The following is a 13,650-nucleotide window of genomic DNA, read 5'->3' as shown; positions in this document are numbered from 1 at the left end:
CGCCCAACCGGGCGTAGTCGACAAGCCGCGCGCGTCCGGGCAGGTTTGTCGACTACGACCCGGCGGCCAGTTTGTCACGGTGGGCCGGTTGTCAGGCTCGAGGCTCGACGGCCTTGACAGCCGCATCCAGGCCGCGAACCATCGCGTTCGCGGCCCGGATGCGGCCGCGACCTCGTCGCGATGGTCTACCTCGCCGTTGGCAGGTTGAACGCTGGCCCCGTGATCGCCTGATCGGCTCGAGAACAGGGCGGAGCCCTCAAACGCTCGAGGCAAATGTCGCCTGGAGGCGCTCACTGAACTGCGCGTGGTCCGCGGTGAGCGCCGGCGAGTAGAGCAACCAGCCCCGCCTCGGCTGATGCCACCAAACGCCCTCTACGAACAGCAACTGCGTGTCAGCCTCGAGAGTTTCGACTGGCACTTTCCTCTGGGATGCCGCTGCCACTGCGGCGTCGCGGAACAGCCTCCATTGGTCCAGCGAACCTGTTTCACCAGCCGCCGCGATCACCCTGGGTGCGAACCAGCGCATGAAGTCCGGCCGAATCTCGCCGAAGAGCTCTGCGATCAGCGAGTCCGCGAGGTAGTCCGCGGGGAGCTCGTACGACGGTGTGGCTATCAGCGCTGAGAACCAGAGCTGCCAGGCTGATGCTAGTGCTGGCTGGCCGTACCCTTGGCACAGCGCGGATCTATCGGTCGCGCCGCCGAGGACCCGTGGGACGTGCCAAGGCTCGCTCAGGTGAATCGGAAGACCAAGAGCATCTCTCACATACAGGGCGAAATGAAGCTCCTCACTAGAACCCGTCGTGAACCGCCATGATCTTTGACCGGCGACTCGCATCGCGATCTGATTGGGACCGGGCCTCAATAGCGGCCCATCAGCCGTTCTTGCCGAGTCGTGTCGCGGCTGGCCCTGACCGGTTGCGGATCGCGGTCAGACGCTGCGGCGGAGAGCTGGCCGCCTAGGGGCAGGCTGACGTCGGGTAGACGGTCGAGGAACAGCCCCACGTGCACATGCTGACCTGCGCCGGGTAGCCTCAGTCGCCGCCGCATCCGAGGGCCTCCGAGTCCTTTCCCGGCTCGGTGCTTCAGGGGGCGGCATTCAGTGATTCGAAGCACCACGCCGGATCCCATCGTGGAGGTCAACTAACTGTTGCCGTCTGGACAGGGCCGCCGGAGTAGCAGATCGTTTCGGAGCCGATCACGAAACTACCCGACGGAACTACCGCCAAGATGTAGAGACATTAGGGGAAGTCACGCTCGCACGTCACCGCGTCGTTGTCAATGTCAGGTGAGACGAGAGCCGTTGTGGCCGGTCGCCGATCCGTCCCAAGGCGGTGCGGCGCCGAACGCCAGCTCGGGGTGTCGAGCAGTTGGCGAGGCGACCTCGGTGAGCGTGCGGACGGTCGTGGTCTTGCCGGTCCCGGCATTCTGAGAGAGCACTGCGATCGTGGTTGGCACGAGCGAGCGACTACGTGCTCGGACAATGATCAATGCCAAGGAACGCGATCAGACGCGAGCACTGGCCGGCGGCAGTCAGATGCCGGTGCTCGGGCTCGGCGTTTGGCAGGCTCCGGAGGGTGACGAGTGCGAGCAGGCGGTGCGCTGGGCGCTGGAGGTGGGCTACCGGCACATCGACATCGCTCAGGCCTACGGCAACGAGGAGAGCGTGGGGCGCGCGCTGCGCGCGAGCGGCGTCCCCAGGGAGGCGGTGTTCGTCACGACCAGATTGGGCGCTCATCCAGGCCGGGCTCGGCGACCGCCTGCACCAGCCCCATCGCGCTCACCTCTATCCGCGTTCGGCAGCCGTGGCGCAGCGCGCGAGCGAGTTCGGGGCGCTCGGGGCGACGATCTCCGGGGCGGGGCCGACGGTGCTCATCTGGTGTGATCGTGACCGTCCCCGTGGACCGTTGCTCGAGTGGCTTGAGAGCATCAGCGAAGGCTGGGCCACGATCCGGGCGGTGCAGTTCGAGCCCGCCGGTGCGAGCGTCGAGTTAGGGTAGCCTAAGCCGTGTGCCTGACGATGTGCCAGCCGCAGCGCCCCGTCCCGCGGCCGGCTCGCGCGCCGGCGACTGGCGCCTGCAGGCGGCGCTCGCCGGGGCCGGGATTCTGATCGGCAGCTACGACCTCGGCGCCATCTCGGTCGCGTTCGCGCCGCTTGAGGTCCGTTGGCATCTGACCAATGCCGTGGTTGCGACGCTGGGCACCGCCACGCTGGTCGGCATGCTCGTTGGCTCGCTGGTCACGGGACTGCTGGCCGATCGGCTCGGGCGGCGAGCGCTCGTGATCGCCGATGTGATCCTGTTCGTGCTCAGCGCGGCCGCCGGCGCGTCGGCTGGTGACTTTGCGGTGCTGACGATCGCCCGCCTGGCGACGGGGGTGGCGGTTGGGATGGACTTTGCCGTCGTGTTTCCGTTCGTTGTCGAGACCGCGCCGGCGCTCAAGCGGGGCCGGGCGCTGGCGTGGATCATGTGGGCCGCCAACTTCGGCACGCTGCTCGCCTACGGCGCCGGCGGCCTCCTGCTGCACGAGCTGCCCGTCAACGGCTGGCGGGCGGCGGTGGCGCTCGGTGGTCTGCTGGCGCTGCCACTCCTGCTGCTGCGCGGCCGGGTCGGCGAGCCGGCGGCCTGGCGCACCGCACGGCTCGAGCGCACGGGCAGCATCCTGCGCGCGGTGGCGAGCCGCGCCCGCCGCCGCCGGCTGTCCGCGTTTACGCTTACGACCTTCTGCTATCAGGTCGGCGACCAGGGTCTCGGGCTGGTGCTGCCGCTGATGCTGGTCACGGTGCTCGGCGCCTCCGCAAGCTCGGGCGCGGTCGACGCCGCGGTCGTCAAGGCGATCACGATCCCGGCCTCGACCCTGACCGTCATCTTCATCGAGCGTCTGGGTCGGCGACGGTTGCAGTTCTACGGCTTTCTCGGCCGGGCGCTGGCCTTTCTCGCCCTGGGGTTGTTGCTGATCGCCGTCGCTCACCTGTCGGCGCTGCTGGTCGGCGGCCTGCTGGCGGTCGGCTACTTCTTCGGTGCGGCCGGTCCGGACAAGACCACCGTGATCGTGCCTGCCGAGGCCTTTCCTTCGGAGATCCGTGGCACCAGCCAGGGCATCAGCCAGGCCGGCGGGAGGCTGGGCGGGATCGTCGGGGTGAGCGCCTACGGTGTGCTCGCGCAGCTCGCCGGCCCAGGGGCCGGGATGATCCTCTTCGGAGCTGCGGCGCTGATCGGAGCGGGCCTCACGCTGCTCCCGGGGCGGGGCGCGTTCGGGGGCCGTTCTATGCTCGCCCGATGACCATCAACACGGATCGCGATCAGCGGCGCACGCTCGCCGACGGCAATCAGATGCCGGTGCTCGGGCTCGGCGTCTGGCAGGCGCCGGACGGGGCCGAGTGCGAGCAGGCTGTGCGCTGGGCGCTCGAGGCGGGCTACCGGCACATCGACACCGCTCAGGCCTACGGCAACGAGGAGAGCGTCGGGCGCGCGCTGCGCGCGAGCGGCGTGCCCAGAGAAGCGGTGTTCGTCACCACCAAGTTCTATCCGGGTGGCGAGGATTCCGCCCTGGAGCTCGAGCACAGCCTCAGACGGCTTGGGCTCGACTACGTCGATCTCTACATCGTGCACTGGCCGCAGGGCGGCCCGACATGGGCGTGGCCCGGCATGGAGCTGGCGGCGCGGCGAGGTCACGCGCGCTCGATCGGCGTGTCCAACTTCAGCCTCGGCGAGCTCGACGAGGTGCTCCGGATCGCCGAGACCCGTCCGGTCTCAAACCAGGTTCAGTTCAGTGCCTTCGAATACCGCCGGGCGCTCGTTGAAGGCTGCCGCGAACGCGACGTGGCGGTGACCGCCTACAGCTCGCTGGGCACCGGCCAGCACCTTGACGATCCGACCGTCGCGGCCGTGGCCGCGCGCAACGGACGCACGCCCGCGCAGGTGCTGCTGCGCTGGTGCCTGCAGCGCGACACGCTGATCATCCCCAAGAGCACGCATCGGGAGCGCATCGAGGAGAACGCGGCGGTGCTGGACTTCGAGCTGTCGAGCGAGGACCTGGCGGAGCTGGATGCGCTTGACAGAACGGGCGGCACCGACCAGGCCAGGCCGGACGCGTGGTGGTGAGCGTGCCCTCGGAAGGGGGCGCCAGTGGACGAGCCTGACGGCGGCCGCCCCGGCCTGCTGGCGGCTGCCGAACGCCTGGTGGCCGCCTGGGAGCGTCGCTTCGGGTCGAGCGAGCCGCACCCGGCCACGGTGCCAGACCCAGCGCGGCTGGCGCACGCCTGGGAGGACTTCGGCCGCCGGATGGAGGATCACTACCCGTTCTTTCACCCCCGTTACGCAGGGCAGATGCTGAAGCCACCAAACCCGGTCGCGGCCGCCGGATACCTGGCGGCGATGCTGATCAACCCCAACAACCACGCGCTCGACGGCGGCCCCGGCACGAGCGCGCTCGAACTCGAGGTCCTGGCCGCCCTGGTGGGCATGTTTGGCCTGCCGGAGCGCACGCTCGGACACCTGACCTCCAGCGGCACGATCGCCAACCTCGAGGCGCTCTGGGTGGCCCGTGAGCTGCATCCGAACAAACGCATCGTCCACAGCCAGGCTGCGCACTACACGCACGCGCGGATGTGCAAGCTGCTCGGGGTGCAGGCCTCCGCGGTGCCGTCCACTCCGGACGGTCGCATCGATCTGGATGCGGTCAGCGACGAATGTCGTCGCGGCGATGTCGGCACCGTCGTGCTGACGCTTGGCAGCACCGGTCTTGGTGCGATCGACCGCATCGACCAGGCGCTCGCGCTGCGCGAGCGCTACGACGTGCGGCTGCACGTCGACGCCGCCTACGGTGGCTTCTTCACGCTGTTGGCCGATGGGTCCGAGCCGCTCGTCGACCCGGCGCCGTTTGCGGCCGTGCGCGCCTGCGACTCGGTGGTGGTCGACCCGCACAAGCACGGCCTGCAGCCCTACGGCTGCGGCGCGGTGCTGTTCGCCGACCCGACGGTGGCGCGGCTGTACCGCCACGACTCGCCCTACACCTACTTCACCTCTGAGGAGCGCCACCTCGGCGAGATCAGCCTCGAGTGCTCGCGTGCCGGCGCGGCTGCCGCCGCGCTGTGGTTGACGCTTCAGGTATTCCCGCTTGAGCGTGACGATGGCCTCGGTGCGATCCTCGCCGCCTGCCGGCGGGGGGCGCAGCGCCTCGGCGCGGTGCTGGCCGGCTCCGAGCGACTGACGCCACATGTCGCGCCGGAGCTCGACATCGTCACCTGCTTTGCACGCGAGCGGTCACTGACGCGTATCGACAGCGTCAGCGCCCGGATGCTCGCTGACGGCATGGCCGACCGCACGGACCCGCTGTTTCTCAGCCTGCTGACGGTCGACGCGCCAGCGTTCCGGACGCTGCACCCAGGGGTGCAGACCGACGCGCCGGCAGCGCGGATCGTGCGCAGCGTCCTGATGAAGCCAGAGCACGAGCACGCCACCGACTGGCTGGCCGCGCGGCTGGAGGCGCTGGCTGCCGGCTGAGAGAGCTGGGCCGGCAGCGCTCGCGCGCGTCTGTCAGGCCAGCTCGGGCTCGGCGGCCGGTGTGGCGATCATGTCGGCTGTCGCCTGCACGTCGCAGAAGTGCAGGTGGTGGCGGCCGATGACGATCTCATCGCCGTCCGTGAGCGCGCTCCACTCGACCCGCTCGCCGTTAACGAACACGCCGTTGAGGCTGCGGTCGTCGACGACCCTCAGGCCATCGGGCTGGCGCACGATCAGCGCGTGGCGGCGTGAAACCGTTGGGTCGTCAAAGCGGATGTCGGCCGCCAGGCTGCGGCCGATGCGTGTCCATTCCTGGTCGAGCCCGAAGGCCACGACGTTCCCGTCGGGGCCCCGGTAGGCCAGATATTGGCCCGGCGCATCGATCCCTTGACGCAGCTCCGCAAGCCAATCTTGGTCCGAGGACTCAGTCTGGGCGCGCAGCTGCTGGGACGTTACGCCGACCTTCAGTGTTGGGTCTGTCGTCCAGGCCTCCATGTCATCTCCTCTGGGCGGTGGACATGACGTGCCGGGGCCGGCACGTGCAGTGATGATAGTCCCCCGGTCGCCTCGTTCCAAACGGGTGCTCCACGGTTCTTAGTGAGTTATTCGCTGCAACGCGGCTGCGGTTTTGTGCTGGTTGGCGGTTGGGGCCGTTCATGCAGGAGTTATCGCTTCCCGCTCGAACTCGGTCTCATGCAAGCGTCAAGCCAGGACACCCCTGCACTCGAGTTCGCCCTGCTGCACCGCAGCCTCGGCGAGATCACCGCCAGCACCGAGCACTGTGGCCGCTGTGGCCGCGCGCTGTTGATCGGCGAGCGAGTCTACGAGTACGAGGACGGCGGCTTGGCATGCTCGCTCTGTCGCGACCGTGAGCGTCGCACGCCCGCCTTGACACGGACCGTCCACACGGCCGCCAGTGGGCATTCGATCAGGGTGCTCGACCGACGCCCGCGCCGGCACGCCCCCTGATCCGGCCCGCGGCCCGGGCGTGGAGACGTTCGCGCGGGCTGGCATTTAGACTGGGGTCCCCGTGCAACCGTTCACCGTCTCCGTCGTCATCGAGCGTCCGGCCAGTGAGGTCTTCGAGTACCTGGCTGACATCGCCAACCACGCTGAGTTCACAGATCACTACCTGGTCGACTGGCACCTGACGCGTGAGGACAGCTACGGACAGGGCGCTGGCGCCCGCTTTCGCGTCAAGGCGCCGCTGAACCGTTTCGCCTGGGCGGATATGACCTTTGCCGAGCTGCGCGCCCCGGTGAGATTGGTGGAGCGTGGCCGTGGCGGCAAGTTCAACCGCGTCAAGATGATCGGCACCTACGAGCTCTCCGAGCCGCAACCGGGCCGGACGCGGGTCGCCTACACGTATGAGACCGATCCCCACGTGCTCTCCGACGTCATCCGCGAGAGCCTCGGCGGACGTGTCTGGACTCGGCGTCAGGCCGGGCGTGCGCTCAAGCGCCTGCGCGCGATTCTCGAGGAGAACCGCATGCGCGGCGCCCGACCATCTATCGCCGCGCGCTGAGCGCGCGCTCTATAGACTGCGCAGCCGTGAGTTTTCTGCCGACCAAGCGCCTGCCGCGGGTGGCCCAGCTGCTGCTCGCCGGCGCCGTCGCGATTGGCGTCAGTGGCTGCGCGATCTCGACCAGGCCGCCCGCGCCGCGCAACGTCACGGCGGTGGAGCTGGCCAACGGCGCCGAGCCGTACTTCTGGTCCGGTCCCGTCACCTACCAGGTGCAGATCTCGCGTCAGCTGAACCCGTTCAGCTTCTCCGACGTGCAGTTTCTGGCCGGCGTCAAGGACGCGCAGCAGTTGGGCCCCAACGAGTTCTGGTACGGGGTGTTCCTCTGGGCCAAGAACCAGACCAACCGCTTCGTGCATACCGCCGATCACTTCCGGCTTTTCGACTCCGCCGGCCAGGCCTTCTCCCCGGTCAAGCTCAATGCGAACGTCAACCCGTTTGCGTGGACGTCGCAGGTCCTCGGACCCAACGGCACCGAGCCGGCCGACGGCAGCATCCCCGCGTCGATGTCGACCATGGGCGACCTGGTCCTGTTCAAGCTGCCCGAGAGCGTCTACTCCAACCGGCCGCTGATGCTGCAGGTCTACACGCCGGGCGCCCGCAAGCCCTCCGACGTCTCGCTGGATCTCTAGCCGCCCGTGCCTGCGCTCGCCGGCTGGGCGAGCGCGTCCTCGATGAGCTGCCTGACGACAGCGCACGCCGCAGATCCAGGCAAACCGAGGAACTGAACGACGGTCACCGCCGCCGGCGCCGGGAGCAGCAGAACCGGCGCCGCGCGTGCCACGGGTCGCCTGCGTCTCTGGGGCCGGCGCGAGGTGATCCTCAGCTGCTGTATGGGGCCGAACGTTGGTCAAAGGCGCCCGTGTGCGGGAAATGGCTCACGGGTAAGCTCCCGCTGCATGACCACAGCTGACCTCGTGATCATCGCGCTTGTGGCGCTGATGGCGCTGCAGGGCTTCGCGCGCGGGTTTGTGGTGGGCGCGGCGGCACTGGCAGGCTTTGCTGGCGGTGCGCTGATCGGCTCCAGGCTGGCGCCGCTTGTGCTCTCGCACGGGGCCCGCTCACCCTATGCGGCGCTCGTCAGCCTCGGCGGCGCGATCATTCTGGGCGGGCTTGTGGCGGCCGTTTTCGAGGGCGTTGCTCGGCGCCTGCGGCGCTTCATGTGGCTGCCAGGCCTGCGCATCGTCGACGGCCTGCTGGGCATGGTCCTGACCGCGTGCGTCGGGCTCGGTCTGGTTTGGATTGCGGGTGCCGCGATGCTGCAGGCGAGCAGCCAGTTCAGCCTGCCCGCCGGCGTGCGCCGCAGTATCGCCGGATCGGTGATCCTGCGCTCGTTGGACAGTGTCCTGCCGCCCTCGGGGCCGATCCTGAACGCGCTTGGGCGCATCGACCCGTTGCCCAACGTCACCGGCCGCGTCGCGGACGTGCCGGCGCCCAGCCGGGCGATCGTCGACTCCGGCGGTGTGCTTTCCGCGTCGGCATCGGTCGTGCGTGTCCTGGGGACCGCCTGCAATCTCGGGATCGAGGGCAGCGGCTGGGTTGCCGGACCGGGTCTCGTGGTCACCAACGCGCACGTCGTGGCCGGCGAGCGCTTCACGTCGGTGCAGTTGCGCGGCGTCGGTCCGGAGCTGCCGGCGACGGTGGTGCTCTTCGATCCCCACAACGACATTGCGGTGTTGCGCGTGCGCGGCCTGGGCGCGCCGGTGCTGCGCTTGGCCGCCACGCAGGCGGTGGGGGAGTCGGGCGCGATCCTCGGTTTTCCGCTCGATGGTGCCTTTGACGTGCAGCCGGCGCGCCTTGCCCAGACGCAGCTGACCGACACGACCAACGCCTACGGGAACCCCACGGTGCGGCTGATCAGCTCCGTGCGGGGCCTGGTGCGCCCGGGCAACTCCGGTGGGCCGCTGGTCGATTCGGCCGGCCGGGTGATCGGCACGGTGTTCGCGGAGATCACCAACGCCCCGGCGAATGCGCCGAGCGGGCTTGCCGTGCCCGACAGCGTCGTCAGAACCGAGCTCGAACGGGCCCGCACGCGCCTGCGCGCGGTCAGCACGCGTGGCTGTGCCGAGTAGGTCCGAGTGTGCGCCTTCGCGCGGATCGCTACGCTGCTGACCCCATGGCCAAGACACTGGTGATCGCCGAGAAGCCCTCCGTTGGGCGAGACCTGAGCCGCGTGCTGCCCGGACCCTTCACCAAGGGGGAGGGCGTGCTCGAAGGTCCCGAGCACATCATCACCTGGGCGGTCGGTCACCTGGTTCAGCTCGCCGACCCCGACGAGTATGACCCGAAGTACGCAAAGTGGCGGATGGCCGATCTGCCGATCGTGCCGCGCAAGTTCAAGCTGGTGGTGCGTGATGAGCGCTCACGCAAGCAGATGAACGTCGTCAAGCGCGAACTGGATCGCGAGGACGTGGCTAGCGTCATCAACGCCTGCGACGCCGGCCGCGAGGGCGAGTTGATCTTCGCCTATCTATACGAGAAAGCCGGCAGCAAACTGCCAGTGCAGCGCCTCTGGCTCAACTCCATGACCACCGGGGCGATCCGTGACGCGTTCGCGTCGTTGCGACCGTCCGCCGAACTGCACACGCTCGAGCAGGCGGCGCGCTCGCGCTCGGAGGCCGACTGGATCGTCGGCATGAACGCGACCAGGGCCGCCACGATCAGGCTGCGCAGCTCCTTCGACGGTGCCGTCAGCCTCGGTCGCGTGCAGACCCCGACGCTCGCGATCCTTGCCCGCCGCGAACAGGAGATCCGCGACTTTAGACCTGAGCCATACTGGGTGGTCGACGCCCGCTTCCTGGCATTGCCGCAGGAACCGCGGCGTGCCTACGACGGGCGCTATCACGCCGGCGCCAACCCGCGGATCGCCGACGAGCGCGAGGCGCAGGAGATCGTCGCCGCCTGCCAGGGCGCCGTCGGCGTCATCACCAAGGTCGAGAAGCGCGAGAGCCGTGACCGTTCTCCGCTGCTGTACGACCTGAGCTCGCTGCAGCGCGACGCCTCCTCGCGCTACGGCTTCTACGCCCGCCGCACGCTCGCAGCCGCCCAGCGCCTCTATGAGGAACACAAGGCGCTCACCTATCCCCGTACCAACAGCCGCTACATCACCAGCGACATGGTGCCCGACATCAAGCCGATCGCGGCGCTGGTCGGGGCTCAGCCGCAGTACGCCGCCGCCGGCAGCTACGTGACCGGTCTTGACGTGCTGCCGCTGGCGCGCGTGGTCAACAACGAGAAGGTCACCGATCATCACGCGATCATCCCGACGCTGGCCGAGCGCCACCCGGTCGAGAAGATGGACGACGACGATCGCCGCATCTACGACCTCGTCGTCCGCCGCTTCCTCGCGGTCTTCCACCCCGAGGCGGTGTTCGAGAACACGCGTGTGGAGACCACAGTTGCGGCGCGGCACGTGTTCCGCACCCGCGGACGGCTGCTGTTGGTTCCCGGCTGGAGAGGGGTCTACGGTGAGGGTGTCAGCGCCGATGCAGCCACCGCCGAGGATGACGACGAGGGCACCGACCAGCAGCTGCCCAAGCTCGAGCAGGGTGAGCAGGCGCAGGTGCACAGGGTTGCGTTCGCGGCCAAGGAGACCAAGCCACCACGGCGCTTCTCGGACGGGTCACTGATCGACGCGATGGAGACCGCCGGCAGGCTGGTTGACGACGAGGAGCTGCGTGAGGCGATGAAGGACTCGGGGATCGGCACCCCGGCCACGCGCGCGGCGATCATCGAACGGCTGCTGCAGGTCGGTTACATCGAGCGTGACGGCCGTGCGCTGGTGGTCACCGAGAAGGGCATGAACGTGATCAGGCTGCTCGGTGAGCACGCGCTCACGTCTCCGTCGCTGACGGGTGAGTGGGAGCACCGCCTCGCCAAGATCGAGACCGGCGAGGACACGCGCGCGGCGTTCATGGCAGACATCGCGAGCTTTGCCAAGGAGACCGTGACCCAGCTCGACGAAACGCTCAAGGACGTCCGCATTCCACGCGCGAACCTCGGTCCCTGTCCGGTGTGTCACCAGGACATCGTCGAGAATCGCAAGGGTTACTCGTGCTGGTCGCGTGAGGATCCCGGGTGCGGATTCGTCATCTGGAAGGCCAAGGCCGGCAAGAACCTGACGACCCAGATCGCCCGCGAACTGATCAAGACGGGGCGGACACAGCGTCCGGTGACCGGCTTCAAGAGCCGTGCCGGTAAGAGCTTTCGCTCGCGCCTGGCGCTGATGCAGACCGAGGAGGGGCGTTGGCGCGTGGAGTTCGACGAGCCCTGGGCGCGTGAAGGAGCCAAGCCGCCGGAGGCTGAGGACGTGCTGGCGGAGGCGGCGGAGGCCGGGGTCGACCGAGTCGGGGCCGAGCTGCCCGGCGCGGAGCCAGCTGCCGCCTGAGCCGCCGCCCGCGAGTTCAGCGGATCGGCAGGTCCAGCGCGAAGCTCGCGCCGCCCCAGGCCGAATCGATCACCGACACTGAGCCGTGGTGAGCCTCAGTGATCGCCTGCACGATCGCAAGCCCCAGGCCGGCGCCACCGGCCTCCCGCGAGCGGGCCTTGTCGGTCCTGAAGAAGCGTTCGAAGACTCGCAGACGCAGCTCCGGATGGATGCCTGGGCCGTCATCACTTACGGTGATCCGCACCGCGTTCGGTCCACGCCGGGTCACGTCGACCCGCACCAGCCCGCGTGGCGGCTGAGTGTGGGTGATCGCGTTGCGGGCCAGGTTGCGCAGCGCCTGAGCCAGTCGGTCAGGGTCCGCCCGGATGGTCACGGGCTCGAGCGCGCCGATCTCAAAGTTCCGCTCCGCGATCAGGCTGAGGCCGTCCCACAGCTCGGTGACCAGCTCGTCCAGGGGCACCTCGGTCGGATGCAGGAAGTCGTTGCGATCCGACTGCGCCAGGACCAGCAGGTCATCGACCAGGCGCGTGAGCCTGGCGGTCTCCGCCTCCATCAGGTGCCGGACGCGCTCAAGCTCGGCGGCCGAGAGCGACCCGTCGAGCTGATCGCCGCCGGAGAGCACGTCCAGCTGGCCGCGCAGGACCGTCAGCGGCGTGCGCAGCTCATGGGAGGCGTCGGCGACGAACTCGCGCTGTGCCGCGAACGCCGTCGCGAGCCGGTCGAGCATACGGTTGAGCGCGTCGGCGAGCAGCTCGAGCTCGTGGCTGGTACCGGCAGGTAGATGGATCCTGGGACTGAGCTCGCCCGCGTCGATGCTGGCGGCGACCTCCGCCGAGCTGCGGATCGGCGCGGTTACGCGCGTGGCGGTCAGGTAGGCGGCCAGGAGCGCCAGGGCGATGCCGATCAGGCCGGCGAGCTCAAACGAGTGCCGCACCACCTCCTGCGCGTGCGAAACCGACGCCAGCACCTCGCCGGCACCGGCGTAGGCGGTTATCCCGGCGACCTTGACGGGGATCTCGAAGAGCCGCAGCTCGCCGGTGTCCGCGCCGAAGGTCGTGCTGTATCCAGGGTGTGGCTCAAGCAGACGGCGGTCCTGGGCATTCTCCGCGCTCTGGGCCGAGCCCGACTCGTCCCGGTCGGCGTCGACGGTGCTGAACAGCTCCGGGTGGTTGCTCACGGCGCCGACGCCGGGGATCAGCGCGAACAGCAGCACCGCGGAGTCGCGGTAGGGCTGGGAGCTGGCGAAGTGCCTGGCGCTGATCAGCGCGGCCTGTGGCGAGCTGCCGCCGCGCTCAAAGATCTCGTCACGCATCTGGATCGCGCTCGCGCGTACCGAGCGGTCGATCTGCGCCTTGAGCTGGGCTCCGGTTGAGCGGTAGACGAAGGCGAAGGTGGCCGCCAGCACGATCACCACGACCGCGGCCACGGCCAGCATCAGCCGCGCGCGCAGACTCCCCGGTAGGGCCGGTCGCTTCAGGCCGCGTCCTCGTCGAACCGGTAGCCGACCGAGCGCACGGTCGTGATCGGGGCCGGTCGGGAGACGGTCCGGAGCTTGCGCCGCAGATAGCCGATGTAGACCTCAAGCACGTTGGTCCCGGGATCGTGCGTGTAACCCCACACGGCTCGCAGTATCTCCTCGCGTGAGAGCACGTGTGGACGGTTTTGGGCGAGGTAGACGAGCAGCTCAAACTCTGTGTTTGAGAGGCGCACGGGGGTACCGTCGACCAGCACCTGGCGCGAGACCAGGTCGATGCGCAGGGTCTCGGTGCGGATCGTTGGCGCCCCCCGCGAGGCGGTGCGCAGCTGGGCGCGGATACGGGCCGCCAGCTCAGCGACCGCGAATGGCTTGACAAGGTAGTCCACGGCGCCGGCGTCGAGCCCGGCGATCCGGTCCTCGACCTCGCCGCGCGCGGTGAGCACGATCACGGGTAGCTCCGGACGCTGGGCGCTCAAGCGGCGCAGCACCTCGGGTCCGCTCAGCTTCGGGAGCATCAGATCGAGGACCACCAGCTCGACGGCCGGGTCCAGCGCGTGCGCGAGCCCAGCCTCGCCGTCGGCCGCAGATGTCACATCGAGCCCGTGTCGTCTGAGGCCTCGCTCGACGAAGTCGACGATCCCGGGCTCGTCCTCAACCACAAGGATCATGGCGCGATCATAGGCACCGCACGCCCAGGCGTAATCCTGGCCCTGCTTTTAGAGACTTTTCTCATAAGCCGGTCAGGGCGGCTTTATCGGTCTTT

General features: G+C 69.0%; 14 protein-coding genes and 1 pseudogene. 10 read left to right on the top strand and 5 right to left on the bottom strand.

Annotation, left to right across the window (positions count from 1 at the left end; genetic code table 11):
• Positions 1-256: 256 nt before the first annotated feature.
• Entirely contained in the window at positions 257-835 is a 579-nt protein-coding gene (locus M3M54_RS07415) for a hypothetical protein (RefSeq protein ID WP_249021538.1), read from the bottom strand.
• Positions 836-1,281: 446 nt separating this feature from the next.
• Entirely contained in the window at positions 1,282-1,455 is a 174-nt protein-coding gene (locus tag M3M54_RS07410) for a hypothetical protein (RefSeq protein WP_249021537.1), read from the bottom strand.
• Positions 1,456-1,480: 25 nt separating this feature from the next.
• On the opposite strand from M3M54_RS07410, the gene M3M54_RS16910 reads away from it, so the two are divergent.
• The 5 genes and pseudogenes from M3M54_RS16910 (at position 1,481) to M3M54_RS07385 (ending at position 5,501) form a co-directional block, all read left to right on the top strand.
• The gene (locus M3M54_RS16910) at positions 1,481-1,882 is read left to right on the top strand and encodes an aldo/keto reductase (RefSeq protein WP_371878627.1); all 402 of its coding nucleotides are present in this window, start codon (positions 1,481-1,483) and stop codon (positions 1,880-1,882) included.
• Positions 1,779-1,997, top strand: a pseudogene (locus M3M54_RS07400) (homoserine kinase); the annotation flags it as partial. The gene M3M54_RS16910 and the pseudogene M3M54_RS07400, both read left to right, overlap by 104 nt.
• Positions 1,998-2,007: 10 nt before the next feature.
• Positions 2,008-3,279, top strand: coding sequence for an MFS transporter (locus tag M3M54_RS07395; RefSeq protein ID WP_249021536.1), 1,272 nt, complete (start codon positions 2,008-2,010; stop codon positions 3,277-3,279).
• Complete coding sequence (locus M3M54_RS07390) at positions 3,276-4,100, top strand: aldo/keto reductase (protein WP_249021535.1); 825 nt, start codon at positions 3,276-3,278, stop codon at positions 4,098-4,100. Before M3M54_RS07395 ends, M3M54_RS07390 begins: the two co-directional genes overlap by 4 nt.
• Positions 4,101-4,124: 24 nt before the next feature.
• The gene (locus M3M54_RS07385; RefSeq protein WP_249021534.1) at positions 4,125-5,501 is read left to right on the top strand and encodes an aminotransferase class V-fold PLP-dependent enzyme; all 1,377 of its coding nucleotides are present in this window, start codon (positions 4,125-4,127) and stop codon (positions 5,499-5,501) included.
• A 33-nt stretch (positions 5,502-5,534) separates the two neighbouring features.
• Here M3M54_RS07385 and M3M54_RS07380 read toward each other — a convergent pair whose 3' ends face one another.
• Positions 5,535-5,996, bottom strand: a complete 462-nt coding sequence (locus tag M3M54_RS07380) for an FHA domain-containing protein (RefSeq protein WP_249021533.1) — start codon at positions 5,994-5,996, stop codon at positions 5,535-5,537.
• Positions 5,997-6,194: 198 nt separating this feature from the next.
• Here M3M54_RS07380 and M3M54_RS07375 point away from each other — a divergent pair, with 198 nt between their 5' ends.
• From M3M54_RS07375 to M3M54_RS07355, 5 genes are all read left to right on the top strand, one after another.
• Positions 6,195-6,470 carry a hypothetical protein gene (locus M3M54_RS07375; RefSeq protein ID WP_249021532.1) on the top strand — a complete coding sequence of 92 codons (276 nt, stop codon included), beginning with the start codon at positions 6,195-6,197 and terminating at the stop codon, positions 6,468-6,470.
• 61 nt (positions 6,471-6,531) lie between these two features.
• A complete protein-coding gene (locus M3M54_RS07370; protein ID WP_249021531.1) occupies positions 6,532-7,026 on the top strand; it encodes an SRPBCC family protein in 495 nt (164 codons plus the stop codon).
• Positions 7,027-7,052: 26 nt separating this feature from the next.
• On the top strand, positions 7,053-7,655 hold the full coding sequence (locus M3M54_RS07365; RefSeq protein ID WP_249021530.1) for a hypothetical protein: 603 nt from the start codon (positions 7,053-7,055) through the stop codon (positions 7,653-7,655).
• 267 nt (positions 7,656-7,922) lie between these two features.
• Positions 7,923-9,095 carry a MarP family serine protease gene (locus tag M3M54_RS07360; RefSeq protein WP_249021529.1) on the top strand — a complete coding sequence of 391 codons (1,173 nt, stop codon included), beginning with the start codon at positions 7,923-7,925 and terminating at the stop codon, positions 9,093-9,095.
• 44 nt (positions 9,096-9,139) lie between these two features.
• Positions 9,140-11,410, top strand: a complete 2,271-nt coding sequence (locus M3M54_RS07355) for a type IA DNA topoisomerase (RefSeq protein WP_249021528.1) — start codon at positions 9,140-9,142, stop codon at positions 11,408-11,410.
• A gap of 16 nt (positions 11,411-11,426) precedes the next feature.
• On the opposite strand, the gene M3M54_RS07350 is transcribed toward M3M54_RS07355, so the two are convergent.
• On the bottom strand, positions 11,427-12,845 hold the full coding sequence (locus tag M3M54_RS07350; RefSeq protein WP_249021527.1) for a HAMP domain-containing sensor histidine kinase: 1,419 nt from the start codon (positions 12,843-12,845) through the stop codon (positions 11,427-11,429).
• 38 nt (positions 12,846-12,883) lie between these two features.
• Positions 12,884-13,555, bottom strand: a complete 672-nt coding sequence (locus M3M54_RS07345) for a response regulator transcription factor (RefSeq protein ID WP_249021526.1) — start codon at positions 13,553-13,555, stop codon at positions 12,884-12,886.
• Positions 13,556-13,650: the final 95 nt, after the last annotated feature.

The organism is Conexibacter sp. S30A1 (assembly GCF_023330665.1).
GTDB lineage: Bacteria > Actinomycetota > Thermoleophilia > Solirubrobacterales > Solirubrobacteraceae > Palsa-465.
Note: the sequence above shows the minus strand (reverse complement) of the source record. Positions and strands in the feature narration are given on the sequence as shown.

Bases quoted from the DNA above. Each gene is read 5' to 3' on its own strand.
- M3M54_RS07360 (WP_249021529.1), top strand. From the start codon at position 7,923: ATGACCACAGCTGACCTCGTGATCATCGCGCTTGTGGCGCTGATGGCG.
- M3M54_RS07345 (WP_249021526.1), bottom strand. From the start codon at position 13,555: ATGATCCTTGTGGTTGAGGACGAGCCCGGGATCGTCGACTTCGTCGAG.
- M3M54_RS07355 (WP_249021528.1), top strand. From the start codon at position 9,140: ATGGCCAAGACACTGGTGATCGCCGAGAAGCCCTCCGTTGGGCGAGAC.
- M3M54_RS07380 (WP_249021533.1), bottom strand. From the start codon at position 5,996: ATGGAGGCCTGGACGACAGACCCAACACTGAAGGTCGGCGTAACGTCC.
- M3M54_RS07375 (WP_249021532.1), top strand. From the start codon at position 6,195: ATGCAAGCGTCAAGCCAGGACACCCCTGCACTCGAGTTCGCCCTGCTG.
- M3M54_RS07390 (WP_249021535.1), top strand. From the start codon at position 3,276: ATGACCATCAACACGGATCGCGATCAGCGGCGCACGCTCGCCGACGGC.
- M3M54_RS07350 (WP_249021527.1), bottom strand. From the start codon at position 12,845: ATGCTGGCCGTGGCCGCGGTCGTGGTGATCGTGCTGGCGGCCACCTTC.
- M3M54_RS16910 (WP_371878627.1), top strand. From the start codon at position 1,481: ATGATCAATGCCAAGGAACGCGATCAGACGCGAGCACTGGCCGGCGGC.
- M3M54_RS07415 (WP_249021538.1), bottom strand. From the start codon at position 835: ATGCGAGTCGCCGGTCAAAGATCATGGCGGTTCACGACGGGTTCTAGT.